Origin of the sequence: Mycobacterium parascrofulaceum ATCC BAA-614, from assembly GCF_000164135.1 — a bacterium.
Taxonomy (GTDB): Bacteria; Actinomycetota; Actinomycetes; order Mycobacteriales; family Mycobacteriaceae; genus Mycobacterium; species Mycobacterium parascrofulaceum.
In genome coordinates this window covers 572,740-597,408 of sequence record NZ_GG770553.1, presented here as the reverse complement: position 1 = coordinate 597,408, position 24,669 = coordinate 572,740, and the positions used below count along the sequence as shown (strand labels likewise).

The 24,669-nt window shown below is 69.4% G+C and carries 21 protein-coding genes and 2 pseudogenes; 14 read left to right on the top strand and 9 right to left on the bottom strand.

What is annotated here, in order from left to right; genetic code table 11:
* The coding region (locus tag HMPREF0591_RS02900) for an MFS transporter (RefSeq protein WP_244268785.1) at positions 1-634 on the bottom strand (634 nt) is incomplete at its 3' end.
* Between the two features lie 200 nt (positions 635-834).
* Here HMPREF0591_RS02900 and HMPREF0591_RS02895 point away from each other — a divergent pair.
* Positions 835-1,113 carry a hypothetical protein gene (locus HMPREF0591_RS02895; RefSeq protein WP_007166904.1) on the top strand — a complete coding sequence of 93 codons (279 nt, stop codon included), beginning with the start codon at positions 835-837 and terminating at the stop codon, positions 1,111-1,113.
* 44 nt (positions 1,114-1,157) lie between these two features.
* Here the strand turns inward: HMPREF0591_RS02895 and ctaD are convergent, their stop codons facing one another.
* Positions 1,158-2,903, bottom strand: a complete 1,746-nt coding sequence (gene ctaD, locus HMPREF0591_RS02890) for an aa3-type cytochrome oxidase subunit I (RefSeq protein WP_007166903.1) — start codon at positions 2,901-2,903, stop codon at positions 1,158-1,160.
* Positions 2,904-3,195: 292 nt separating this feature from the next.
* Between ctaD and HMPREF0591_RS02885 the strand changes: the two genes are divergently transcribed.
* Positions 3,196-4,446 carry a cytochrome P450 gene (locus tag HMPREF0591_RS02885; protein WP_007166901.1) on the top strand — a complete coding sequence of 417 codons (1,251 nt, stop codon included), beginning with the start codon at positions 3,196-3,198 and terminating at the stop codon, positions 4,444-4,446.
* A gap of 12 nt (positions 4,447-4,458) precedes the next feature.
* On the opposite strand, the gene HMPREF0591_RS02880 is transcribed toward HMPREF0591_RS02885, so the two are convergent.
* From HMPREF0591_RS02880 to HMPREF0591_RS02865, 4 genes are read right to left on the bottom strand one after another with little or no spacing between them, the layout of a single operon-like run.
* Positions 4,459-5,406, bottom strand: a complete 948-nt coding sequence (locus tag HMPREF0591_RS02880; RefSeq protein WP_007166900.1) for an NAD(P)/FAD-dependent oxidoreductase — start codon at positions 5,404-5,406, stop codon at positions 4,459-4,461.
* A gap of 21 nt (positions 5,407-5,427) precedes the next feature.
* Positions 5,428-6,645: a GNAT family N-acetyltransferase gene (locus tag HMPREF0591_RS02875; RefSeq protein WP_007166899.1), complete on the bottom strand. Its 1,218-nt coding sequence runs from the start codon at positions 6,643-6,645 to the stop codon at positions 5,428-5,430.
* 52 nt (positions 6,646-6,697) lie between these two features.
* Positions 6,698-7,909 carry an acyl-CoA dehydrogenase family protein gene (locus HMPREF0591_RS02870; RefSeq protein ID WP_007166898.1) on the bottom strand — a complete coding sequence of 404 codons (1,212 nt, stop codon included), beginning with the start codon at positions 7,907-7,909 and terminating at the stop codon, positions 6,698-6,700.
* Positions 7,910-7,936: 27 nt separating this feature from the next.
* Complete coding sequence (locus HMPREF0591_RS02865) at positions 7,937-8,548, bottom strand: TetR/AcrR family transcriptional regulator (RefSeq protein WP_040620973.1); 612 nt, start codon at positions 8,546-8,548, stop codon at positions 7,937-7,939.
* A 236-nt stretch (positions 8,549-8,784) separates the two neighbouring features.
* Between HMPREF0591_RS02865 and HMPREF0591_RS02860 the strand changes: the two genes are divergently transcribed.
* The 11 genes and pseudogenes from HMPREF0591_RS02860 to eccA all read left to right on the top strand — a co-directional run bounded on the left by HMPREF0591_RS02860 (position 8,785) and on the right by eccA (position 21,408).
* A complete protein-coding gene (locus tag HMPREF0591_RS02860) occupies positions 8,785-10,113 on the top strand; it encodes a sensor histidine kinase (protein ID WP_040621720.1) in 1,329 nt (442 codons plus the stop codon).
* Between the two features lie 345 nt (positions 10,114-10,458).
* Positions 10,459-10,770, top strand: a complete 312-nt coding sequence (locus tag HMPREF0591_RS02855; protein WP_040621717.1) for a PE domain-containing protein — start codon at positions 10,459-10,461, stop codon at positions 10,768-10,770.
* A gap of 33 nt (positions 10,771-10,803) precedes the next feature.
* Positions 10,804-11,991 (top strand): PPE family protein, encoded by a 1,188-nt coding sequence (locus HMPREF0591_RS02850; protein WP_007166894.1) that lies wholly within the window; start codon positions 10,804-10,806, stop codon positions 11,989-11,991.
* A 105-nt stretch (positions 11,992-12,096) separates the two neighbouring features.
* A complete protein-coding gene (locus tag HMPREF0591_RS02845; RefSeq protein WP_007166893.1) occupies positions 12,097-12,411 on the top strand; it encodes a WXG100 family type VII secretion target in 315 nt (104 codons plus the stop codon).
* A gap of 53 nt (positions 12,412-12,464) precedes the next feature.
* Positions 12,465-12,752 carry a WXG100 family type VII secretion target gene (locus HMPREF0591_RS02840; protein ID WP_007166892.1) on the top strand — a complete coding sequence of 96 codons (288 nt, stop codon included), beginning with the start codon at positions 12,465-12,467 and terminating at the stop codon, positions 12,750-12,752.
* Positions 12,753-12,832: 80 nt separating this feature from the next.
* Positions 12,833-13,663 carry an ESX secretion-associated protein EspG gene (locus HMPREF0591_RS02835; RefSeq protein ID WP_007166891.1) on the top strand — a complete coding sequence of 277 codons (831 nt, stop codon included), beginning with the start codon at positions 12,833-12,835 and terminating at the stop codon, positions 13,661-13,663.
* A gap of 131 nt (positions 13,664-13,794) precedes the next feature.
* On the top strand, positions 13,795-14,820 hold the full coding sequence (locus HMPREF0591_RS02830) for a MinD/ParA family ATP-binding protein (protein ID WP_085981514.1): 1,026 nt from the start codon (positions 13,795-13,797) through the stop codon (positions 14,818-14,820).
* Positions 14,817-16,346: a type VII secretion integral membrane protein EccD gene (eccD, locus tag HMPREF0591_RS02825; protein WP_083801923.1), complete on the top strand. Its 1,530-nt coding sequence runs from the start codon at positions 14,817-14,819 to the stop codon at positions 16,344-16,346. Before HMPREF0591_RS02830 ends, eccD begins: the two co-directional genes overlap by 4 nt.
* Positions 16,331-17,988 (top strand): annotated as a pseudogene (gene mycP, locus HMPREF0591_RS30225) (type VII secretion-associated serine protease mycosin). Before eccD ends, mycP begins: the two are co-directional and overlap by 16 nt.
* Positions 17,985-19,544, top strand: coding sequence for a type VII secretion protein EccE (gene eccE, locus HMPREF0591_RS02810; protein WP_007166886.1), 1,560 nt, complete (start codon positions 17,985-17,987; stop codon positions 19,542-19,544). Before mycP ends, eccE begins: the two are co-directional and overlap by 4 nt.
* Positions 19,545-19,569: 25 nt before the next feature.
* Positions 19,570-21,408 (top strand): type VII secretion AAA-ATPase EccA, encoded by a 1,839-nt coding sequence (gene eccA, locus HMPREF0591_RS02805; protein ID WP_007166885.1) that lies wholly within the window; start codon positions 19,570-19,572, stop codon positions 21,406-21,408.
* Positions 21,409-21,435: 27 nt separating this feature from the next.
* Here the strand turns inward: eccA and HMPREF0591_RS30655 are convergent.
* A pseudogene (locus HMPREF0591_RS30655) lies at positions 21,436-21,875 on the bottom strand (nitroreductase family deazaflavin-dependent oxidoreductase).
* 13 nt (positions 21,876-21,888) lie between these two features.
* Positions 21,889-22,731 carry an NAD(P)H-binding protein gene (locus tag HMPREF0591_RS02800; RefSeq protein ID WP_007166884.1) on the bottom strand — a complete coding sequence of 281 codons (843 nt, stop codon included), beginning with the start codon at positions 22,729-22,731 and terminating at the stop codon, positions 21,889-21,891.
* Between the two features lie 107 nt (positions 22,732-22,838).
* Between HMPREF0591_RS02800 and sigI the strand changes: the two genes are divergently transcribed.
* Complete coding sequence (gene sigI, locus HMPREF0591_RS02795; protein WP_007166883.1) at positions 22,839-23,717, top strand: RNA polymerase sigma factor SigI; 879 nt, start codon at positions 22,839-22,841, stop codon at positions 23,715-23,717.
* Here the strand turns inward: sigI and HMPREF0591_RS02790 are convergent.
* Positions 23,714-24,669, bottom strand: a 956-nt coding sequence (locus HMPREF0591_RS02790) for a MinD/ParA family ATP-binding protein (RefSeq protein WP_007166882.1), incomplete at its 5' end; no start/stop codon positions are given. The two genes, sigI and HMPREF0591_RS02790, sit on opposite strands and share 4 nt — an antisense overlap.

The following is a 24,669-nucleotide window of genomic DNA, read 5'->3' as shown; positions in this document are numbered from 1 at the left end:
GTGCGGTTCCCGGCGTTGCGGCCCCCACCCGCCGCGTCGCGACGACCGCGGCCGCCATCGCCGCCACCCCGACGGCGGCCGCGATCCCGAACGACAACCGAATGCCGGACGGGCCCGCCTCGGCGATCAACCCGCCCGCGAACGGTCCGATCGCGAAGCCGCCCATCAACACGGCCCCGGCGGTGGCCGCGCCGGCGGGACCCTTCAGGTCGGAGGCCCACGCGGTGCAGGAACTCATGGCCAACCCCACCCCGAGCCCGACGATCAGGCGGCCCAGCAGCAGGACGTCGTATTGCTGCGAGCACAGCATCGCCACGGTCCCCACCACGGCGGTCGCCGAACCCGCCAGCGCCACCGAGCGGCGTCCGAACGCGTCCGATGCGCGCCCGCCGGCGAGCAGACCCGGCAGCAGCCCGAGTGCGTAGACGCCGAAGATCGCCTCGAGGGTGGCCGGGCTCAGATGTTGCCGGACGCTCAGCAGGGGCATCAACGCGACGAAGTGGTTGGCGACCCAGCCGATCGAGAGCAACAGCACCAGCACGCCGACGAACACGCCCCGGTCCTGATCCGGACGATCGCCCGCGTTCCGGGCGGCCACCGGCGAGGGCGGAGCGGACCCGTTGGACCAGGACACCGACGGTTCCCCCTTCGGGTTCGGATGCGTTCGGAGCGACGACCCCTAGAAGACCGTGCGGACCGGGCAGTTATTCCCGTTCGCCCGCCGGCCGCCCGCCGCGCAAACGACCCAGTCGCCGGGGGCTACCGGACCGGAGGGTTTCAAATCGGCCGATTTGGTGTACTGATACCACTACTGAAGCTCCAGGAAGGCAAACGATGAAGCAAATCGCGGCCGCCACCTTCGCCATCGCCGTGCTGCTGTGCAGCGCGTGTTCGGCCTCACAGGTCATCAACACCGGCGGCGACACCAAGTGCAAGGACTTCACCTCGCAGGACGAGAAGAAGCAGAACGACGAAGTCAGCAAGATGCTGAAGGACAAGAACGGCACGGACCCGTCCAATGCCGAGATCTCGGCCACCCGACTGTCGGCGCTGACGTACTGCCAGACGTTGGGCAAGCCGGACACCAAGATCTCCGAGGCGCCGCACGGCTGACGGTCCTCGACCGCATGCCCGCGATTGAAGCCGGACTGGCGAGCTTATCGGGGCCCGTCCGGTGCGACTGCGCCCGCAGCGGCGGTCGCGCTCGCGACTCGCCGGCGGCCCACGTAGGCCTCGGCGCGCATCCGCCCCACCATGTGCGGGTAGTGCAGCTCGAAAGCCGGCCGCTCCGAACGGATCCGGGGCAGCTCGGTGAAGTTGTGCCGCGGCGGCGGGCAGCTGGTTGCCCACTCCAGCGAGTTGCCGTGACCCCACGGGTCGTCCACCAAGACGGGCTCGCCATAGCGCCAGCTCTTGAACACGTTCCACACGAACGGCAGCACGGAGGCGGCAAGGATGAACGCTCCGATGGTGGAGACGAGGTTGAGGGTCTGGAAACCGTCGGTCGGTAGGTAGTCGGCGTAGCGGCGCGGCATGCCGGAGTCGCCCAGCCAGTGCTGGACCAGAAAGGTGGTGTGGAAGCCTGCAAAGGTGAGCCAGAAATGCAGCTTGCCCAGTCGTTCGTCGAGCAGGCGCCCGGTCATCTTCGGAAACCAGAAATAGATGCCCGCATAGGTGGCGAAGACGATCGTGCCGAACAGCGTGTAGTGGAAGTGCGCCACCACGAAATAGGTGTCGGTGATGTGGAAGTCGAGCGGTGGGCTGGCGAGCAGCACGCCCGTCAGCCCGCCGATCAGGAACGTCAGCAGGAAGCCGATCGCGAACAGCATCGGTGTCTCGAACGTCAACTGCCCCTTCCACATGGTCCCGATCCAGTTGAAGAATTTGATGCCGGTCGGCACTGCGATCAGGAACGTCATGAACGAAAAGAACGGCAGCAGCACGGCTCCGGTGGCGTACATGTGGTGGGCCCATACGGCTATCGACAGCGCGGCGATCGCCAGCGTCGCGTACACCAGCGTGGTGTAGCCGAACAGCGGCTTGCGGGAGAACACCGGGACGATCTCGGAGATGATGCCGAAGAAGGGCAGCGCGATGACGTACACCTCCGGATGCCCGAAGAACCAGAACAAATGCTGGAACAGCATCACCCCGCCGTTGGCCGGGTCGTAGATGTGCGCGCCGAGGCGGCGGTCGGCCTCCAGGGCGAACAAGGCGGCGGTCAGCAGGGGGAAGACGATCAGGACGAGCACGCTGGTGACCAGGATGTTCCAGGTGAAGATGGGCATGCGGAACATGGTCATGCCGGGCGCGCGCAGGCACACCACGGTCGTGATCATGTTGACCGCCCCAAGAATGGTGCCCAGGCCCCCGACGCCCACCCCCAGGATCCACAGGTCCCCACCCGCGCCGGGGCTGTGCACGGCATCGGACAGCGGGGTGTATGCGGTCCACCCGAAATCGGCCGCGCCGCCGGGAATGACGAAGCCGCCCAATGCGATCAGGGCCCCGCAGACGAACAGCCAGAACGACAACGCGTTGAGCCGCGGGAACGCCACGTCCGGCGCGCCGATCTGCAGGGGCAGCACCAGGTTGGCGAACCCGAAGACGACGGGCGTCGCATAGAACAGCAGCATCGCCGTGCCGTGCATGGTGAACAGCTGGTTGTACTGCTCGTTCGACAAGAACTGCAGCCCGGGCCGGGCCAGCTCGAGGCGCAGCAGTAGCGCCATCAGGCCGCCGATGAAGAAGAAGACGAAGCACGCGACCATGTACATGATGCCGATCATCTTGTGGTCGGTCGTGCTGATGACTTTGTAGATCAGGTTGCCCTTGGGGCCGATGCGATCGGGAAACGGCCGGCGGGCCTCCAGGGCGGCGGTGGGCGGCGCCTCAGCGGTCATGCGTTACCTCCACACGTCCGGATGCCGGACCGGTAATCATCAAGCCGCCCAAGTATTCCGAGGCCACACCGCACCGACCTAGGGCCGAACGGCCCTAAATCCGGGCGAATCCCGGGCGATGCGCCCGTAGGAAGGAAAGCCTTTCCAATGCCGGCGGCCGAAATTCGCGCGATCGTGGGATGCGGTGTTGACCGGTGACCGCCGAGCGACGAACATCGACCCGACGCGGCGAGCACCGCCGGCCCAGGAGGGGTGGAAGCCCTGATCGGCCACCGCACCTGAGGAGAACCAGATGGGTACCCGGATCATGGATGAGGCCGCGCGGGTGCTGGCCGACCCATCGGCCTACGCCGACGAGAAGCGGTTACACGAGGCGCTGACCTACCTGCGGGCCCACGCGCCGGTCTCCTGGGTCGAAGCCGAAGGCTACAAACCGTTTTGGGCGATCACCAGGCACGCCGACGTCATGGACATCGAACGGCAGAACGACCTGTTCACCAACGATCCGCGCCCACTGTTGATGGTGTCCGAAGGCGAAGACGTCCTGCACGCCCAGATGGAGGCCGGCATCGGCCTGCGCACGCTGATCCACATGGACGACCCGCACCACCGCGACATGCGGAAGATCGGCGCCGATTGGTTCAGGCCGAAGGTCATGCGCGACTTGAAGTCTCGCGTCGACGAGCTGGCCAAGATCTATGTCGACAAAATGGTCGAGAAGGGACCCGAGTGCGACTTCGTCCAGGAGGTCGCCGTCAACTACCCGTTGTATGTGATCCTGTCGCTGCTCGGGCTGCCGGAGTCCGACTTCCCGCGCATGCTCAAGCTCACGCAGGAGATGTTCGGTGGTGACGACAGCGAGTTTCAACGGGGCGCCACCACCGAGGACATGCTCGCCGTGCTGCTCGACTTCTTCAACTACTTCGCCGCGCTCACCGCGTCGCGCCGCGAACACCCGACCGAGGACCTGGCCTCCGCGATCGCCAACGCCACGATCAACGGTGAGCCGTTGTCGGACATGGACACCGCCTCGTACTACGTGATCGTGGCCAGCGCGGGCCACGACACCACCAGCGCGGGCATCGCGGGCGGCATGCTGGCGCTGCTGGAAAACCCCGGCGAGCTGGCACGACTCCGAAACGACATGGGGCTGATGGGCACCGCGGTCGAGGAGATGATCCGCTGGGTGGTGCCGGTCAAGGAGTTCATGCGAACCGCGCAGGCCGACACCGAGGTACGCGGTGTGCCGATCGCCAAGGGCGAATCGGTGTTGCTGTCCTACGTTTCGGCCAACCGCGACGAGGACGTGTTCAGCGACCCGTTCCGGTTCGACGTCGGGCGCGATCCCAACAAGCACCTGTCGTTCGGCTACGGGGTGCACTTCTGCCTGGGCGCCGCGTTGGCCCGGATGGAGATCAACAGCTTCTTCTCCGAGCTCGTCCCGCGGATCAAGTCGATCGAGCTCGCCGGCGAACCGGAGCTGATGGCCACGACCTTCGTCGGCGGCCTCAAGCACCTGCCAATCCGCTACTCGCTGAGGTGAATTCCGGCCGACTCAGGTGACGGCCAGCTCGCCGGGCGGCTCGTCTTCGAGTACCGCCCGCGCCAGCAGTTCGCCGAGCAGCGGCCCGAACTTCATCAGGTTGGCGCCGACGAACGCGACCACCCGACCGCGGCGCGCCACGGTCCAGCCGTCACCCCCCGGGTCGAGCCACGGCGCGCGGATTGTCACGCAGTCCACCCGCCCGACCGGCGACAGCGCCGGGAAGAGCGCGCGCACCGCCGCGGGGTCCGGCGCCTCCTGTCCGAACGCCCACCGGCCCGTGCCGCCGAGCGGCAGCCCGTAACCCTCCGGCGCCGACAGGCAGGCCGCGCCGGTCGCGTCGGCGCCCGCGTAGGCGAACCGGGTGTGCGGGGCGAAGTCGACGCCGAGCGGCCCGAAGAGCGCAGGCGTCCGCACCCCGGCGCAGATCAGCACGCGGTCGGCCCGCAGCACGGTGCCGTCGGCGAGCGTCGCCGCGCCGTCGTCGGCGACCGCCACAACGTCGCCGCGCCGGACCTCGACCCGCCGCGCCAACGCCGACAGCGCCCGGCGGATGCGCAGGCTGCCGCCGAGCGGGTCCAGCACGCCGGCCTCCCACGGTGGGGCGGCGAACGGGATCCGGGCGGCGATCTCCGCCCGATCCACCCAGCAAAACTCCGCGCCGGCTGCCGCCATCGCGGCCGCGGTCTCGTCGCAGGCGCCGGCCGCGATGAACCCCTCCGGACCCAGCAGCCGGCCCGCGCCCAGCTCGTCCTGCCAGCGCAGCCAGCCGGCGCGGGCCCGCAGCGCGAGGTGGCACAACGCCGGCCGGCGGTGCGCGGTCCGGAAGATGCGGGCCGGCCCGGCGGACTGCTCGCCGAATGGCCGCCCGCGTTCGAGCACGAGGGCGGGCTCGCCGCGCCGCGCCAGCTCGTAGGCCGCGGCCAGCCCACACACCCCGGCGCCGACGATGAGGATCACGCGGACCGCATACCCGCGCGGCTAGAAGAAGAACCCGGCGTGTGGCGACTGCGGCACCGCGAACAGCCGATCGGCCACGGCAATCGCCATCGGGTCGTCGGCCCGGGCCAGCCCCGCGACCGCGAGGTCGCGCCAGGTCGCGCCGCCGAGCAGGACGGCGGCCAGCCCCTCGACGCCGACCTCGAGTTGCGGCCGCAGCCCGGTGCGTTCGGCGCCGTCCCCGGACACCTCGAAGCGCCCCGAATTGTCCCGCAACACAGAGTCTTTGACATCGAGCGTGACGGCGGCATCGCCGGCATAGCGGCGCGCCCCGAGCGCACGCGGCACATCGATCACGCGCAGCCACGTTTCGTCGTGCACCGCGGTGACGCGCGCGGCCCGCCGATCGGCCAGCAGCCAGGGCAGCGGATCGTCCATCGGCAGCATCCAGAACACGACGCGGTCAATGAGGTCGAGCCCCAGCAGGAACCGGAGCAGCCCGAGGTAGGCCGCCGGGGTGGGCGCGAAGAAGTCCTCGACCGCGATGGTGCGCTGGTCGCTGACGAACCACCTGTCGGTGTCGACGGGCCGGTAGCGGGCGAAGCCCGACTCGGCTCCCGGATCGCCGTGCACGGCGACATACGAAGGCTGCGGCGACGATTCGACACGCAGCCGCAGGCCGCGCCACCACGCGTCCGGCCGGTCGATGCTTCCCGGGCGCGACGGGCGGTTCTCGGCGTAGACGCGCGGCAGCAGGTCCCACGCCTGCGCGGTGTCGACCAACCGCACCGGCCCCCCGGGGCCGACGCCCGGACGCAGCGCCGCCCGCGCGGTGTGCACCTCGACCGTCTGCGACGAACTGGCGACGCCATATCCGTACCGGCCGTAGATCGTCGCCTCCGAGGCGCGCAACGACGCCACCACCTCACCGCGCGCGGCGACGTCGCGCAACTGATGGCGGATCAGCTCGGTGGCGACGCCCCGCCGGGTGAACGCGGGCAGCACCCCGATGTGCGTGACCGCGGCGTGCCCCACCAGCGCCCCGCCGGGCAGCGTCATGCGGCTCGTCACCGCGTCCGCGGTGCCGACGAGTTGCCCGCCGACGAATGCCCCGAGCGTGCGGCCGGGCTCGAGCAGCTGGGCGATCTGGCCGGGCGGCAGCTCCGGCAACGGCGGGAAGCCGATCATGGCGACGCGAAACACGTTGGCCGCGGCCAGCAGATCATCCTCGGTGTCGAGGGCCCGGATGTCGGTGCTCATCCGGCCATCATGTCGCGCGGCCGCCGCGGTGCGGACCGCGGGATGCCGGCCGCTACCGAATCTGCAAGCCGGTCAGCGCCCGCGAGATGACCAGGCGCTGGATCTCGCTGGTGCCCTCGAAGATGGTGAAGATCTTGGCGTCGCGGTGCATCCGCTCCACGGGATAGTCGCGGGTGTAGCCGTTGCCGCCCAGGATCTGGATCGCCTCGTCGGTGACGTAGACCGCCGTCTCGCTGGCCACCAGTTTGGCCATCGACCCCTCCGCCGCGTCGAACGACTGGTTGTTGCGGGCCATCCAGCCGGCCCGCCACACCAGCAGGCGGGCGGCGTCGATGCGGCTCTTCATGTCCGCCAGCTTGAACGCGACCGCCTGGAATTCGCCGATCTTGCGGCCGAATTGCTCACGCTGGCAGGCATAGTCGAGGGCGTACTCGTAGGCTGCGCGGGCCACGCCGACGGCCATCGCGCCGACCGTCGGGCGGGTGCGCTCGAAGGTCTTCATCGCCGCCTGGCTGCGTGCGGAGGCGCCCGATTTGACTCGCGCGATCCGCGCCTCGAACTTCTCCCGCCCGCCGAGGATGTGGTCCTCGGGCAGCCGGACGTTGTCCAGCACCACCTCGGCGGTGTGTGACGCGCGGATGCCGTGCTTCTTGAACTTCTGGCCCTGGGCCAACCCGGCGACGCCCGCCGGGACGACGAACGTGGCCTGGCCGCGGGTCCCGAGCTCGGGGTAGACCGACGCCACCACGATGTGCACGTTGGCGATGCCGCCGTTGGTCGCCCAGGTCTTGGTGCCGTTGAGGACCCACTCGTTGGTGGCCTCGTCGTAGCGCGCCCGGGTGCGGATCGCTCCGACGTCGGAGCCGGCGTCGGGCTCCGACGAGCAGAACGCACCCAGCTTCGGCTCGTCGGCCGTGCCGAACATCTCGGGCAGCCAGCGACCCAGCTGTTCGGGAGTTCCGTTGCCCGCCAAGGCCGCCGCGGCCAGTCCGGTGCCCATGATGGACAGCGCGATGCCCGCGTCGCCCCAGAACATCTCCTCGAACGCGGTGAGCATGCCCAGGCCGGTGGGTTCGGCCGCCTGCTGCGCGAAGAAGTCGGGGGAGTACAGCCCCACCTTCGCGGCCTCGGCGATCACCGGCCATGGGGTCTCCTCCCGCTCGTCCCACTCGGACGCGGCGGGCCGGATGACGTCGGCGGCGAACTTGTGCACCCAGTCGCGCACCTCGATCACGTCGTCGGTCAGTTGCAGTGAGAAAGTCACGGCTCTACTCCTGAAATGTTGTGTTGTTCAACGGGTTTTGGGGGTTCCGTATTGGGCGAGGACGCTGACGGTCTGGCTGACCCACGCCTCGAAGTACCGCTCTTCGTCGATGTTGCCGGGCAGCCGGCCGGTGAGCGCCTGCAGCGTCGCGGCGTAGGACAGCGAGCCGATGGCGACGGCGGCGGCCGCCTCCGGGTCGGGAATGCGGGTGCGGCCGGAACGATTCGACGCGGCGAGCTCGTCGGCGAACCGTTGGTAGGCGTTGTCGGTGATGACCTGCCACGTCTTCTCGTCGAGGTCGCCGAGTTCGTCGGGCTCACGCAGCATGACCTTGAGCAGGTCCTCGCTCTGCCTGAGGTTGCTCCAGATCAGCTGCCCGGCGGTGCGCACCGCCCGCTCGACGCTGCCGGGCTGCCCCGCGTCGTACTGCTCGCGCGCCGCCACGATGCTGTCGATCCGGTAGGCGACGGCGGCCTCGAGCAGCTCGCGCTTGGAGCCGAAGTGCTTGTACAGCGCGCCCGACCCCGGCGCCAGCCCCGACGCCCGCTGGATGTCGGCCACCGACGTCGCCGCGTAACCCTTCTCGGCGAAGAGCTTCAGCGCCGCGGCCAGCAGCCGGTCGCGTCCGGAGGCGAGCATGGTGAGAGAGTACTCACTCACCGGAGTGACGGCAAAATGTCGACGGGCGATCGCCGGCGCCGGACGCCGGGCCGAAGATTGGCGCTAGATTCTCTGCGAAACGCCATGACGCCTGAACGCGGCGAGTCGGTATCGGTGTGAGGGTTGTGATGACCGGTCGACACCGTCGCCCGCCCGGCGCCGCGAGCCGCACAGAGGAGCCCGACATTCCCGTGTTACCGCACGTCCAGCTGCCGATGCGGGTGCTGTCGCTGCGCACCATCGTCGTCGTCGCGGCGCTGTCGGTGATCACCCTGGTCGTGCTGCTGGGCACCTGGGTGTGGGTGGGTGTCACCAACGATCAGTACAGCCAGCTCGACCGCCGGCTCGACTCGGTGAGCAGCCTGGGCGACATCAACTCACTGCTCAACAACGTGGAGCACGCCAGCCCCGACCAGCCCATGCCGGACGGCAACCTGGTGCGCACCGCACGCATCGGCGACGTGACGGTGTCGGTGCCCAGCAACATCAAGCTGCCCAAGCTGCCCAACGGATACGCCAACACCACCATCGACGGGGTGCAATACCGCGTCCGCACCTTCTCGGCGGGGCCCGCCTCGATCGCGCTGGCCGCCCCGCTGGCCGAGGCCCAACACCGCATCAACGAACTGCACCTGCGGGTGCTGTTGATCTGCGCCAGCGTCATCGGCGGCACGGTGGTCGTCGGCTGGGTGATCTCGTTGATCATGGTCAACCCGTTCCTGCTGCTGGCCCAGCAGGCCCGCGCCATCAACGCCCAGTCCAGCCCCGACGAGGTCCAGGTGCGCGGGGTGCGTGAGGCCGTGGAGATCGCCGAAGCCGTCGAGGGCATGCTCGCGCGCATCGGCAAGGAGCAGCAGCGCACGAAGGCCGCGCTCGAGTCGGCCCGCGACTTCGCCGCGGTCGCCTCGCACGAGCTGCGCACCCCGCTGACGGCGATGCGCACCAACCTCGAGGTGCTGTCCACCCTGGACCTGCCGCGCGAGCAGCGCCAGGAGGTCATCGGCGACGTCATCCGCACCCAGAGCCGCATCGAGGGGACGCTGACGGCGCTGGAACGGCTCGCGCAGGGCGAGCTGACCACCGTCGACGACTTCGTCCCGTTCGACATCACCGAACTCCTGGACCGTGCCGCGCACGACGCGCTGCGCGTCTATCCCGAGGTGGAGGTGTCGCTGGTGCCGTCGCCGACCGTGTTGATGGTGGGGTTGCCCACCGGTCTGCGGCTGGTGATCGACAACGCGATCGCCAACGCCGTCAAGCACGGCAACGCCGGCAAGATCCTGCTCACCGTGGGCAGCTCCAGCGAGGGCGTCCAGATCGCGATCGACGACGACGGAACGGGGGTCCCGGAGTCCGAGCGCGCCACCGTCTTCGAGCGCTTCGCGCGGGGATCGACGGCGTCGCGGTCGGGATCCGGGCTGGGGCTGGCGCTGGTCGCCCAGCAAGCCGAACTGCACGGCGGCACCGCCGCCCTGCAGACCAGCCCGCTCGGCGGCACCCGGCTGCTGCTGAACCTGGCCGGCGACGGGCGCGGTCCCGCGTAGCGCCGGCCGCTTTTAAACGCGGGCGCGAAAACTGTCGCGGTCCTTCGGCAATTCGCCGTCAAGGGCCGCAAAACAATCGGCGATGGACTTCCCGTCACTGCCGCCATCCATTTGCATGACAAAGCCGGACTGCGCGTTTCGGCGTCGCCGCCGTGACCAGTGTGTCTGCAGTGGCATACGAGGTTGTTTGACGGATGACTCATAACGGGAATACCGCCGGGCAGAGCCAATCGCATAATTCCGCCGGCAGACCGGGAGGAAAGCTAGTGAATACACGGACGGTCGAACCGCACTAGACTGATGCGCCAAGCCCGTCTTATGACGCTGAGCAATCGGAGGGAAATCATGACTATGTCGATGCAGCCAGAGGCGGTTCTGGCATCGGCAGGCGCGGAGTCAGCCATCAGCGCCGAAACCGAGGCGGCGGCCTCGGCGGCGGCGCCGGCCCTGCTGGGAACGTTGCCGATGGGCAGCGACCCCGACTCGGCGATGTTCGCCGCGGCGCTGAACGCCTGCGGCGCCAGCTATCTGGGCGTGGTTTCCGAGCACTCGGCGCAGCGCGGGTTGTTCGCCGGCGCCCAGGGGCTCGCGGCGGGCACCACCGCCGCGACGGAAGCCGCTCGCCAGGCCGCGATGCTGCTGAGCTCGATCGTCTAACAGGGGCCCGATCGTCTAAAGGGGGAAGTACGCATGGCCGATCCGGGTTGGGCTGCGCGTACGCCTGAGGAAAACGATCTGCTGCTGAAGGGCGGCGTCGGGGTGGGCACTCACCTGGCCAACCAGGCCGCCTGGATGGCTCTGGCAGCCACCCACCACGCCTCAGGCGTCGCCTCGGCGATCAACACCGCCACGACGTCGGCGAGTTGGTTGGGCGCCGGTTCAGTGGCGTCGGTCGCGAATGTCACCATGCTCAACGCCTCGCTGCACGGGCTGGCCGGGTGGGTGGACGTCAAGGGGCCGGTCGTTGCCACCGCGATCTCCGCATATCAGACGGCGAACGGCGCGATGCGCCCCGCGCCCGAATGCATCGCCAACAGGGACGAATGGGGAGTCGACAACGGCATCAATCCCTTGGTGCTCGGGGCGCTGACCCCTCGGATCGTGTCGCTCGACGTCCAGTATTTCGGGGTGATGTGGCCCAACAACTCCGCCGTCGGGGCAAGTTACGGGGCGATTCTCACGTCGCTGACCCAAAGCCTCGCCATCCCGCCACCGGTCGCGGGTATGGGCGCGTCGCCGGCGGCACCGGCACAGGCGGCCGCGGCGGTCGGCGAGGCCGCCGCGCAGGTCGGTGCGGGCGACGGCATGCGCTCCGCTTTTCAGGGCGTGCAACAGGGGACATCGAGCGCCGGCCAGGCGGCGTCGGGCGGACAGGACTTCATGAGTCAGGCCGGCTCGTTCATGGAGCCGGTGCAGTCGATGATGGGGGCGGTCCCGCAGGTGATGCAGGCGCCGATGCAGATGATGCAGGCGCCGATGCAGATGATGCAGCCGCTGCAGTCGATGATGGGCATGTTCGCGAACCCCGGCGCCATGGGCGGGGCGGCGACCGGGGTCTCGGCGGTCTCCGCGACCGAGGTGTCGGCCGTCGGCGCGTCGGGCGGCGGCGGGGCGGCGTCCCTGGGCAGTGCGGGCATGCCCGCGACCAGCTTCACCCGGCCGGTCAGCGCCTTCGAACCGGGTGGCAGTGGCCGGCCGGTGGGGCTGCGGCCAAGCGGGGCGTTGGGTGCCGAGGCGATCCGACCGCAGACCACCACGGTCGGCGGCGGCACACCGATGGGCGGCATGCCGGTGGGGCATGGGGCGGGAGGAGAGCGCGGATCCCGAGACAAATCCGAACAGCCCGCGACGGTGCGGGTCGTCGACGATCGAGTGTGAAGCCGGCCCGGCTGAGGGTGAATCGACAGGTATAAATAGCCGCCATACACTTCGCTCCATGCCCCAGGCATTACGGGGGGCGGCCAACCGGAGAAGGAGAATTCAGTGACAATCAAGGTGACACCGCAAATGCTTCGCGACACTTCCAATGCGATACAGGCGAACATGGAACACGCGATTGGGATCGGCCAGGGGTACGTCGCAAATCAGGAAAACGTGATGAACCCGTCGACCTGGTCCGGTGACGCGGTGGTCGCGTCGCACGCGACCGCCATCGAGGTCCAAAACGACCTGAACAAGGTGCTCAACGGCGGCACCCGGCTGGCCGAAGGCCTCAAGCAGGCGGCCGCCCTGATGGAAGGCCACGAGGCGGATTCTTCGCACGCTTTCAGCGCTTTATTCGGCCACGGCGGATCCTGACTTCCGCCCGCTCATTCCTCAATCCATAAACGGTTTTCTGAAAGGAAGTAACAATGTCGGATCCGATCACATACAACCCGGGAGCCGTGGCCGACTTCGCCACGGATGTCGCTTCTCGTGCCGGTCAGCTGCAGGGCATTTTCGATGACACCTCGAACCGCACCAACGCGCTGCAGGAATTCTTCGCCGGCCATGGCGCGTCGGGCTTCTTCGAGGCGCAGGCACAGATGCTGTCGGGGCTGCAGGGGCTTATCGACACGATCCGCCAGCACGGGCAGACCACATCGCACGTGCTCGACGGCGCCCTCAGCACCGACCAGCACATCGCCGGCTTGTTCTGACCCAGGGCAGGTGAAGGTGGGGCAGGCGCGCCGGACGTGTGTGCCCCACCTTCGGTGTCCTGCCCGCTGAGGAAAACAACATGCTGACAACGACGGTCGACGGCCTGTGGGTGCTGCAGGCGGTGACCGGGGTGGAGCAGACCTGCCCCGAGCTTGGCTTGCGCCCGCTGCTGCCGCGCCTGGACACCCCCGAGCGCGCGCTGCGCCACCCGGTGGTGGCGGAGTTGAAGGCGGCGGGTGCGCTGGACGAGGCCGGCAACGTTGACCCGATGATCCGCGAGTGGCTCACCGTGCTGTTGCGGCGCGACCTGGGGCTGTTGGTGACCATCACGGTCCCCGGCCGCGAGGCGACCCGCGCGGCCATTTGCCGATTCGCTTCCTGGTGGGTGGTTTTGGAGCGCCACGGTGACCTGATACGCCTCTATCCCGCCGGCACCGCCAGCAACGAGAGCGGGGCCAGCGACCTGGTGGTGGGTCAGGTCGAGCGGCTGTGCGGGGTGGCAGAGGTGGCGCCGCTCAAGCCGGTCACTCTCGATACCGAACAGTTGCTGGCCTCGGTGCGCGACGCCGCCAGCCTGCGGACCTTCCTGCTCAGCCAGAACCTCGACGTCGATCAGCTGCAGATCGTCTCCATGGCCGCCGATCCCGCGCGGTCGGCGCACGCGGCCATCGTCGGGTTGCAGGCCGGCGTCGGGCCGGACGAGATGGCGCGGATCGCCGTCGGGGACTCGACCGTGTCCATCATCGACACCCCGGCGGGCCGCGTCTGCGTGGAGAACGTCATCTCGGGTCAGCGCCGCTACCAGATCCTCTCGCCCGGCTCACGCAGCGACATCAGTGGGGCGGTGCAGCGACTGATCCGCCGGCTGCCCGCGGGCGAGGACTGGTACTCCTATCGACGGGTGGTCTGAGCGGAGGCCGGCTTCTCAACTGACGCAAGATGAGTCGGTTAACCAATGCCGTGGAATAGCAAGCCCTTACGCACTTGAAGGGGTTTTTTGATCGGTAAACGCGGTATCGCCGAGCGTGTTAGCATCGCGACGTGACGAGCCCTTGGAATGACCCGAATATGTCGGACGAAGGGGCGCTCAGACGGGGGGATCCGTCAGGGGGCCGCAACTTCCCGGATTCGGTGTCCGACACCATGCGCATTACCGATCTGGCAGCGCCGCGAAAGATTCCTCCGGGCTCGGGTTGGCGGAAATTCATCTACGTCATCTCTTTTAAGAAAATAAACCCCGGCGAATCGCCGGCCGAGCGGCACTACCGGGATTTGCAGAACCGTATCCGGCGGCACATCCGGAGGCAGTACGTCATCACGGTGGTCTCCGGCAAGGGCGGTGTCGGGGTCTCGACGATGGTCGCGTGCATCGGCGGCGTGTTCCGGGAATGCCGCCCGCAGAACGTGATTGCGATCGACGCGGTCCCGGGCTTCGGCACGCTGGCCGACCGCATCGACGAATCGCCGCCGGGTGACTACACCGCCATCATCAACGACACCGACGTCCAGGGCTACGCGGACATCCGTGAACACTTGGGGCAGAACCCGATCGGCCTCGACGTCCTGGCCGGTAACCGGACGTCAGACCAGCCCCGGCCGTTGGTGCCGGCGATGTTCTCCGGTGTGCTGTCGCGGCTCCGGCGAACCCACACCGTGATGATCGTCGACACCTCTCCGGATTTGGAACACGAGGTGATGAAGCCGGTCCTGGAGAACACCGACACCCTGGTGTTCGTCTCCGGCATCACCGCGGACCGGTCCCGCCCGGTGCTGCGGGCGGTGGACTACCTGCGGTCGCAGGGTTACCACGAGCTCGTCTCCCGCAGCACCGTGATCATCAACCACACCGACCAGATCACCGACAAGGATGCGCTGGCGTACCTCACCGAGCGGTTCAGCAAGGTGGGCGCGACCGTCGAAGAGATGCCGTTCGATCCCCACCTGGCCAAAGGCGGGCTGATCGACACGGTTCATGAATTAAAGAAAAAGACGCGGTTGCGACTTTTTGAAATCACCGCCGGCCTGGCCGACAAATACATTCCAGATGCGGAGCGGACGGCACCGTGACATCAGCGCATAAGGTCGCTTTCCCGGCGCGCTGTGCGGTCAACATTTCCTACGAGAAGCATCTCTGCTCACAAGTGTTCCCCGCTGGAATTCCGGTGGAGGGATTCTTCGAGGGAATGGTCGAACTGTTCGACGCGGACTTGAAACGCAAAGGCTTTGAAGGCATTACGCTGCCGGCCGGCAGCTACGAACTGCACAAGATCAACGGGGTCCGGCTCGACATCAACAAGAGCCTGGACGAGCTGGGCGTGCAGGACGGCGACACCCTGGTGCTGGTGCCGCGGGTGGCCGGCGAATCCTTTGAACCGCAGTACGAGTCGCTGTCGAGCGGCTTGGCGGCCATGGGCAAATGGCTCGGCCGCGAAGGCGGAGACCGGATGTTCGCCCCGGTGACGCCGCTGACGGCCGCGCACACCGCCGTCGCGATCATCGCGATGGCGGCCGGGGTCGTGGTGGCCCTGACCCTGCGGGCCCGGACGTTCACCGACAATCCCGTCCCGGCCGCGGTGGCGGGCGCGGTCGGCGTCCTGCTGGTGGTCGCGACCTCCGTCGTCTGGTGGGGCTGGCGGGAGCGGCGCGACCTGTTCAGCGGGTTCGGTTGGCTGGCAGTGGTGTTGCTGGCCGTCGCGGGCGCATGCGCGCCGCCGGGCACGCTGGGAGCGGCCCACGGGCTGATCGGCCTGGTGATCGTGATCCTGGGCGCCATCGCGATCGGGGTGATGACGCGGAAGCGGTGGCAGACCGCGATCGTGACCGCGGTGGTGACGGTGTGCGGGATCCTCGCCGCGGTTGCCGCGGTCCGGATGTTCCGGCCGGCCTCGGCCCAGGTGCTGGCCATCTGCGTGCTGGTCGGATTGCTGATCCTGGTCCGGATGACCCCGCTGATCGCGCTGTGGGTGGCGCGGGTGCGGCCGCCGCACTTCGGGTCGATCACCGGGCGTGACCTGTTCGCGCGCCGCGAGGGCATGCCCGTCGACACGGTCGCCCCGGTCAGCGAGGACGAATCCGAGGACGAGGACAACGAGTTGACCGACATCACGGCGCGCGGCGCCGCGGTCGCGGCCTCGGCCCGGTTGGTCAACGCGGTTCAGGTCGGTGTCTGCGTGGGGGTGTCGATCGTCCTGCCGGCCGCCGTGTGGGGGGTGCTGACGCCCGGGCGCCCGTGGGCGTGGCTGGCGCTGGTGGTCGCCGGCCTGGTGGTGGGCATCTTCATCACCCAGGGCCGCGGGTTCGCCGCGAAGTACCAGGCCGTCGCGCTCGCCTGCGGGGCGGCCGCCGCGGTGTGCGCCGGGGTGGTCAAATACGCCATCGCCGAGCCGAAAGATGTTGTGAGCGGATTGCTTTGGCCCGCGGTGGCGGTGGCCGCCTTCGCGGCATGCGGCCTGGCCGCGGCGCTGTTGGTGCCGACGGTGCGCTTCCGGCCGTTCATCCGGCTGACCGTGGAGTGGGTGGAAGTACTGGCGTTCATCGTCCTGCTGCCGGCGGCGGCGGCCCTGGGAGGGCTGTTTACGTGGATTCGCCACTGAAGAGGGCCGCGGCGGCGGCTGCCGCCGTCACCCTGGTCGCGTTGTCCGCGAATATCCCTGCCGCCCAAGCGATCACCCCACCGCAGGTCGACCCGGGAATGGTGCCGCCCGACGGGCCACCCCGACCCGAGCAACCGATGCGGCGCGCCAACAGCTGCTCGACGCCCATCACCGTGCGGAATCCCGACGTGGCACAGCTGGCGCCGGGCTTCAATCTGCTCAACATCAGCAAGGCTTGGCAGTACAGCACCGGCAACGGTGTGCCGGTGGCCGTCATCGACACCGGCATCTCGCCCAACCCCCGGCTCCCGGCCGTGCCCGGCGGCGACTACATCATGGGCGAGGACGGCCTGTCGGATTGCGACGCGCACGGAACGATCGTGGGTTCGATCATCGCCGCTGCGCCGCAAGGGGTTCTGCCCATGCCGCGGCCGATGCCGTCGACCCCGGCGTTCCCCCCGCCGGCCGGCCCGCCGCCGGCCAACGGCGCCCCGCCCCCGCCGGTCGAGGTCCCGCCGCCGGTGGCGCCGCCGCCCCCACCCCCGCCGGTGACCATCACCCAGGTGATCCCGCCGCCGCCCCCGCCGCCCCGCCGCCCGAGGGCGGCGGTGCCACCGCCATCTCCAACGGGCCGCCGGATCCGCAGACCGAGGACGAACCCGCGGTGCCCCCGCTCCCGCCGGGCGCGCCCGACGGGGTGGTGGGAGTCGCCCCGCACGCGACGATCATCTCGATTCGCCAGTCCTCCAGGGCTTTTGAGCCCGTCAATCCCCCACCGGGTGACCCCAACTCGGACGAGAAGGTGAAGGCGGGCACGCTCAACACCGTGGCGCGCGCGGTGGTGCACGCCGCCAACATGGGGGCGAAGGTGATCAACATTTCGGTCACCGCCTGCCTGCCCGCCGCGGCCCCTGCCGACCAGCGGGCGCTCGGCGCGGCCCTGTGGTACGCCGCCACGGTCAAGGACGCGGTGGTCGTCGCCGCGGCCGGAAACGACGGGGAAGCCGGCTGCAACAACAACCCCACGTACGACCCGCTGGAGCCGTCGGATCCCCGGGACTGGCATCAGGTCAAGGTCGTCTCGTCGCCGTCCTGGTTTGCCGACTATGTCCTGTCGGTCGGCGCGGTCGACGCCACCGGCGCCGCGCTGGACAAGAGCATGTCGGGCCCCTGGGTGGGGGTCGCGGCGCCGGGCACGCACATCATGGGGCTCTCGCCGCAGGGCGGCGGGCCGGTCAACGCCTACCCGCCGTCGAGGCCGGGCGAGAAGAACATGCCGTTCTGGGGCACCAGCTTCTCGGCCGCCTACGTCAGTGGCGTCGCGGCGCTGGTTCGGGCGAAATTTCCCGGCCTGACCGCGCATCAGGTGATCAACAGGATCGTGCAGTCGGCGCACAATCCGCCTGCCGGGGTGGACAACAAGGTCGGCTACGGGCTGGTCGATCCCGTTGCGGCGCTGACGTTCAACATCCCGCCGGGTGACCGGATGCCCCCGGGCGCGCAGAGCCGCGTCATCAGGCCCGCCCCGCCGCCCCCGCCGCCCGACCACCGGGCCCGCGACATCGCGATCGGGTTCGTCGGCGCGGTGGCCGCCGGGGTGCTCGTGGCCGCGGTCGCTTCGCGGCTGAGGAGGGCGCGGTGAGGTCCACGCTGACCGGGTTCAGCCCCGGTAGCAATCGGCGGGTCCTCGGGGTGTGGGTGGTGTTCGTGCTCGCGGCGGCGAGCTGGGCCGTGGGCGGCTACATCGGCGCGGCGATCGCCGTGGCCGTCGGCATCGCGCTGGTGTTCGTCCGCTGGTGGGGCCAGCCGGCGTGGTCGTGGCTGGTGTTGTGGCGGCGCGGCCGGCGCCCGATCAGCTGGGACGCCCCGATCACCGTGGCCAACAACCGATCCGGTGGCGGGGTTCGGGTGCAGGACGGTGTCGCGGTGGTGGCGGTGCAGCTGCTCGGCCGGGCGCACCAGGCAACCACGGTGACCGGTTCGGTGACCGTCGAGACCGACAACGTCATCGACGTCGTCGAGCTGGTGCCGATGATGCGCCAGGCGCTGGGGCTGCAGCTCGACTCCATCAGCGTCGTCTCCCTCGGCTCCCGGCACGGCAATATCGGGGACTACCCGCGGGTGTACGACTCGGAGATCGGCACGCCGCCCTATGCGGGCCGGCGCGAGACCTGGTTGATCATGCGGCTGTCGATCATCGACAACACGCAGGCGCTGCGCTGGCGCACGACCGTTGGCGCCGCGGCCATTTCGCTGGCGCAGCGGATCGCCGGGCTGCTGCGTTGCCAGGGATTGCGGGCGAAGGTGGCCACCGCCACCGACCTGGCCGAGCTCGATCGCCGGCTGGGCTGTGACGCCGTCGAGGGGGACGCGCAGCGGTGGAAGGCCATCCGCGGGGAAGCGGGCTGGATGACGACGTACGCGTACCCCGCCGAGGCGATCACGTCGCGCGTCCTGTCGCAGGCGTGGACGCTGCGCGCCGACGAGGTCATCCAGAACGTGACCGTGTATCCCGACGCCACCTGTACCGCGACCATCACCGTGCGGACCCCGACGCCGGCGCCCACCCCGCCCAGCGTGATTTTGCGCCGGCTCAACGGGGAACAGGCGGCCGCCGCGGCGGCCAACATGTGCGGCCCGCGACCGTACCTGCGGGCGCTGCGTCCCAGCCCGCTGCCCGGGCAGCTGCTCACCGAGATCGGGCCCTCGGGTGTGCTGATCGGCAAGCTGAGCAACGGTGACCGGCTGCTGGTCCCCGTCACGGACGCCGGTGAGCTGTCCCGGGTTTTCGTGGCCGCCGACGACCCGGTCGCCAAGCGGATCGTGATCCGCACCGCGGGCGCGGGCGAGCGGGTGTGCGTGCACACGCGCGACACGACGCGCTGGGCCACCGTGCGGATGCCGGAGATCGCCGTCGTCGGCACGGCCCGGCCCGCGCCGCGCACCACCGTCAGCGTCGTGGAGCACGTCGCCCCGATCTCGCCCACCCCGCGACCCGCGACGGTGCTCACCATCGCCCCGTCCGGCACCCGGCTGCCCGAGGCGCACCGGCACAACTTCGAGGTGATCATCGAGCAGGTCGGTCCCGCGATGGTGCGGGTCAGCGCGGCGGGCAAGGACTGGCTGGCCGAGATGGACATGTTCCGCGCCGAGAACCGCTACGTGAGTCTCGAGCCGGTCACCATGTCGGTCATGTAGAACGTGAAGGATTCGAAGGCACGTAATGGGTGATCTGCAAACTGCGCGCAGGCATTTCGACCGGGCGATGGCGATCAGGAGCCGGCAGGGCCGGGCGGCGGCCCTGCCCGAGTTCGTCGCGGCCACCGACGCCGATCCGTCGATGGCCGACGCGTGGCTGGGCCGCGTCGCCTGCGGCGACAACGACCTGGCCTCGCTGAAGAAGCTCTACGCCGCCAGCGAGTGGCTGCACCGCGAGACGACCCGTATCGGGCAGACGCTCGCCGCGGAGATCCAGCTGGGCCCCTACATCGGGATCACGGTGACCGACGCCTCCCAGGTGGGCTTGGCGTTGTCGTCGGCGCTGACCATCGCCGGGGAGTACGCCGAGGCCGACAGGCTGCTGGCCAATCGCGACCTGCTGGACTCGTGGGCCAACCACCAGTGGCACCAGCTGGCCCGGGCGTTCCTGATGTACACCACGCAGCGCTGGCCGGACGTGTTGCTGACGGCCGCCGAGGAGCTGCCCCCGCAGGCCATCGTCATGTCGGCCGTGACGGCGTCGATCTGCGCGCTGGCCGCCCACGCCGCCGCGCATCTCGGGCAGGGCCGGGTGGCGCTGGACTGGCTCGACCGCGTCGACGTGATCGGACAGACCAACGCGTCGGGCCGCTTCGACGCCGACGTGCTGACCGCCTCCATCGGTCCGGCCGATATCCCGTTGCTGGTCGCCGATTTGGCCTACGTGCGCGGCATGGTGCACCGCCAGCTGGGTGAGGAGGACAAGGCCCAGGTCTGGCTGTCGAAGGCCACCATCAACGGGGTCCTGACCGAGGCCGCCAAGGCCGCGTTGGCCGACCCGAACCTGCACCTGGTCGTGACCGACGAGCAGACGATCGCCAGCCGCACCGATCGCTGGGACGCGTCGACGGCCAAGAGCCGTGACGAGCTCGACGACGACGCCACCGCGGACCGGCGCGCCGAGCTGCTCGCGGAGGGCCGCGCGCTGCTCGCCAAGCAGGTCGGCCTCGCGGCGGTCAAGCAGGCGGTGTCGGCGCTCGAGGACCAGCTCGAGGTGCGGATGATGCGCCTCGAGCACGGCCTGCCGGTGGAGGGGCAGACCAACCACATGCTGCTGGTGGGCCCGCCGGGCACCGGTAAGACGACCACCGCCGAAGCGCTGGGCAAGATCTACGCGGGCATGGGGATCGTGCGCCACCCCGAAATCCGGGAAGTCCGCCGCCCGGACTTCTGCGGTCACTACATCGGCGAGTCGGGGCCCAAGACCAATGCGCTGATCGAAAAGTCGCTCGGGCGAATCATTTTCATGGACGAGTTCTACTCCCTGATCGAACGGCACCAGGACGGGACGCCCGACATGATCGGCATGGAGGCCGTCAACCAATTGCTCGTCGCGCTGGAGGCGCACCGTTTCGACTTCTGCTTCATCGGCGCGGGCTACGAGGACCAGGTGGACGAATTCCTCACCGTCAACCCCGGTTTGGCCGGCCGGTTCAACCGCAAGCTGCGATTCGAGTCCTATTCGCCCGCCGAGATCGTCGAGATCGGCCAGCGCTACGCCACACCGCGCGCCAGCAAGCTCGACGACGCGGCGCGGGCGACGTTCCTGGACGCGGCCACCACCATCCGTAACTACACGACGCCCGGTGGGCGGCACGGCATCGACGCGATGCAGAACGGCCGCTTCGCCCGCAACGTCATCGAACGCGCGGAAGGGTTCCGGGACACCCGCGTCGTCGCGCAAAAGCGCGCCGGCCAGGAGGTGACGGTCGAGGATCTGCAGATCATCACCGCCCCCGACATCGAAGCCGCGGTGCGCAGCGTGTGTTCGGACAACCGTGACATGGCGGCCATGGTCTGGTAACGGACATCCACTGGACGGCGGCGGCCGCTACGCCGGCTCGAAGCGGAAGACGGCGAGCCGCCCCGCCAGTGCTTCGAATTCGTCGGCCGTTCCGTTGCGCACCATCCCGGATCGTTTCGCGAAGGAGACGCCGACGGGGACCTTGGCGGGGAATCCCGCAGCACCGGCCGCGCCTGGGCGGCGGAGAGTTCGACGATCCGGACCCGTCGTGACCGGCGGCCCCGGCTGAGCGTGCCCGTGCCCGCCGCCCTGGCGTTGGCCGCCCAGTCGGCACCGGGATAACCCGCCACGACGTAGAGCTCGCCCTCAAACTCGAACGGCGTCATCGGGGTGCTGCGGGGCCGCCCGGACTTGCGGCCGGGCACGGTCAACACCATGGCCGGCCCGGTGGGTATCCCGAGTCGTTGGACCGCCATCATCACCTTGTTCATGGGCTTGAGGTAGCGCGGTGGACGCGGTTCGGACATGCCGACCTCCTGGCTATGTCGCGCGGGCGAAGACGTCGCGGTGCTCGGCGACCCACTGGGCGAACGGGACCGCCGGCCGGCCGAGGACCTTCTCCACGTCGTGGGTGACCAGTGCGGGCGCGTCGAGCGTCGCGGCGAGCATGGCGATGTAGGCATCGGCGAACTCGGCCGTGAAGCCCAACCCGAGGAACCGTTGGCGCACCGCGGCGTTCGGAATCTCGTGGTACTGCAGCGGCCGGTCCAGCACGGCGCCGATGGTCCCGAGCAGTTCCGCATTGGTGAACGCCTGCGGGCCCGTCAGCGGAATCCGCTGCCCCACAAGCTCATCGGTGAGCAGGGCGCGCGCCGCGACCTCGGCGATGTCGGTCTCGACGATCGGCGCCGTCGAGGCGCGGGCATACGGCCCGAAAACCACGTCGCCCGTGCGAATCTGCGGTGACCACATGCCGGCGAAGTTCGTCGCGAAGACGGTCGGCCGCAGGCTCACCCAGGCCACCCCGGAGTCGACCGCGACCCGCTCGACCTCCTTGTTGCGGTCGCCGCGGAAGCGGGACGGTTGCCGGGAGAAGTCGTCGTCGGCGTTGATCGCCGAGAGCGCTACCAATTTCCCCACCCCGCCGCGGACGCACTGGGCGACCACCGACTCCAGGTCATCGCCCAGCGCCCGGGAGTTGAGGAACACCGCCGACGCGCCGGGCAGGGCCTCGGCCGCCGAGCCGACCGGTTCCACGCCGGCGGGCAGCCCCACAGCCTGCGGCGCACGGGTGACCGCCCGCACCGGCGCCCCCGCCGCGGCGAGCGCCGCAACGAGAGGCCGTCCGACGTTGCCGGTCGCCCCGGTTACCACGATCGTCATGGCTGGCTCCTTTCGAATTTCTGCGTGCCCCAAGGACGGGGCGGAAGCCGGGAAAGTTACGCGGGAAGAACCCGTAACTTTCCGGCGCTGCATATCGTCGAAGAGTCATGAACCGGTCGCAGTCAGGAAGCGAACAGGTCGCCGAGGCCTGGCGCCGTCACCGCCCGTACCTGGTGAATCTTGCCTACCAAATGCTGGGGGATGTCGGTGACGCGGAAGACGTTGCCCAGGAAGCGTTCCTGCGATTCTCCCGGACCGAGATCGAGCGGATCGAGGACGTCCGCGGCTGGTTGACGGTGGTCGCGAGCCGGCTCTGCCTGGACCAGGTGCGCTCGGCCCGCGTCCGTTATGAACGCCCGGGTGAGGTGCAGGAGCGGCCGGCGCCGCGCCGCTCCGACCCGGCCGACCGCGTCACGCTCGACGACGAGGTCCGGACCGCGTTGCTGGAGGTGCTGCGCAGGCTCAGCCCCGGGGAACGCGTCGCCTTCGTGCTGCACGACGTGTTTGGTGTCCCTTTCGAATCGATCGCCGAGACCGTGGGTCGCCCGGAGGGTACCTGCCGTCAGCTGGCGCGGCGTGCACGAGCTAAATTTGTTGCGGCGCAACCGAAAACAAATGAGGTCGCCTCAGCCGAGCATCAGCTGGTGACCGAGAAGTTCATCACGGCGTGCGCCAACGGTGACATCGCGGGGTTGGTCGCCGTGCTGGACCCGACGGTGTGGGGGGTGGGCACGATCCTCGCCGACCCGGCACCGCCCCCGCAGATCAACCACGGGCCGCAAGCGGTGGCCACCAACCTGCTGCGCTACCTGTGGCCGGACGTGACATTGGTGAGCGGCCCCGCCGGGGGGCCGGCGCTGCTGGCCTTCACCGGGCGCCGCCTGTTCGCCGTCATCGTGTTGACCATCCGCGGCTCCCGGATCGCCAAGCTCGAGGCGATCGCGGACGCGTCGGCGCGGCTGGGGAACGCCGCAGAGAGGACCTAGTCCGGGCGCCGATCGTGGGGGCGCGCCGCAAAATAGCCGGCGATAGTGGCGGTGACCTCGAGAAACTTCCGCCGCGTTGCCGACGCCATTTCGCGGGTCACATCGATGACGCCGCCCGGCCGCAGGTGGGGGTCGTAGGGCACCTCGATGACCGGCCGGCCGTGATCGACGAATTCGCGGGCCAGCAGCGCGCGCGTGCGCTTGTCGGCGTGGCCGTCCGAATCGTTGAGCACCACGACGCTGTTCTGCAGCAGGGCGTCGAAGCCCTGATCGGCCAGCCACTCCATGGTCCTGGCGGCGGCGTTCGCGCCGTCCGCCCACGGCGAGGAGACCACGATCAGCGCGTCCAGGTCGCGCAGCACCTCCTGGGTGACGGGTGCGTCCATGGTGGAACCGCAGTCGATGACCGAGATCGCGAAGTGGCGGTCGAGGCGCAGCGCGGCTTCCCGGTAGATCGCGGGGTCGAGCACGCGGCGCGGCCCGGACGCCGGCTCGCCGCCGAGCACATGCAGGCCGGCCGAATTGCGCCCCACCCGCGCGACCACATCGCTGAACGACTGCAAATTCTTGTCCGCGGTGAGTTCCCAGAACGATCCGGTCGACCGGGGGTCGATGCGGCTGCTGAGCCGGCCGAAGGCGGTGTCGGCGTCGATCGCCACCACGTGGTCTTGCCTTCGGAGTTCGGCGAACAGCGATCCGACGCTCGCGGCGACCGACGTTTTTCCCACCCCGCCCTTGCCCAGGACGCCGACCTTGTAGTTGCCGTGCAACCGGGTCCGGATGGCCGCCTCGAACTGGGCGACCTGCTGCTGCGCGGGCGACGGGCCCAGCTTGACCAGGCCGAAGGTCAGCAACCGGAGAACGCGTCGCCAGCCGCGGTCGGGCGCCGCGGCCAGCCCGGTGGTGGCCGGGGCGGCCGACGCGGGGGTGGACTCCGCCGCGGCGGCGGGCG

Bases quoted from the DNA above. Each gene is read 5' to 3' on its own strand.
- HMPREF0591_RS02895 (WP_007166904.1), top strand. From the start codon at position 835: ATGAAGCAAATCGCGGCCGCCACCTTCGCCATCGCCGTGCTGCTGTGC.
- ctaD (WP_007166903.1), bottom strand. From the start codon at position 2,903: ATGACCGCTGAGGCGCCGCCCACCGCCGCCCTGGAGGCCCGCCGGCCG.
- HMPREF0591_RS02885 (WP_007166901.1), top strand. From the start codon at position 3,196: ATGGGTACCCGGATCATGGATGAGGCCGCGCGGGTGCTGGCCGACCCA.
- HMPREF0591_RS02875 (WP_007166899.1), bottom strand. From the start codon at position 6,645: ATGAGCACCGACATCCGGGCCCTCGACACCGAGGATGATCTGCTGGCC.
- HMPREF0591_RS02865 (WP_040620973.1), bottom strand. From the start codon at position 8,548: ATGCTCGCCTCCGGACGCGACCGGCTGCTGGCCGCGGCGCTGAAGCTC.
- HMPREF0591_RS02860 (WP_040621720.1), top strand. From the start codon at position 8,785: ATGCGGGTGCTGTCGCTGCGCACCATCGTCGTCGTCGCGGCGCTGTCG.
- HMPREF0591_RS02855 (WP_040621717.1), top strand. From the start codon at position 10,459: ATGACTATGTCGATGCAGCCAGAGGCGGTTCTGGCATCGGCAGGCGCG.
- HMPREF0591_RS02850 (WP_007166894.1), top strand. From the start codon at position 10,804: ATGGCCGATCCGGGTTGGGCTGCGCGTACGCCTGAGGAAAACGATCTG.
- HMPREF0591_RS02840 (WP_007166892.1), top strand. From the start codon at position 12,465: ATGTCGGATCCGATCACATACAACCCGGGAGCCGTGGCCGACTTCGCC.
- HMPREF0591_RS02835 (WP_007166891.1), top strand. From the start codon at position 12,833: ATGCTGACAACGACGGTCGACGGCCTGTGGGTGCTGCAGGCGGTGACC.
- eccA (WP_007166885.1), top strand. From the start codon at position 19,570: ATGGGTGATCTGCAAACTGCGCGCAGGCATTTCGACCGGGCGATGGCG.
- HMPREF0591_RS02800 (WP_007166884.1), bottom strand. From the start codon at position 22,731: ATGACGATCGTGGTAACCGGGGCGACCGGCAACGTCGGACGGCCTCTC.
- sigI (WP_007166883.1), top strand. From the start codon at position 22,839: ATGAACCGGTCGCAGTCAGGAAGCGAACAGGTCGCCGAGGCCTGGCGC.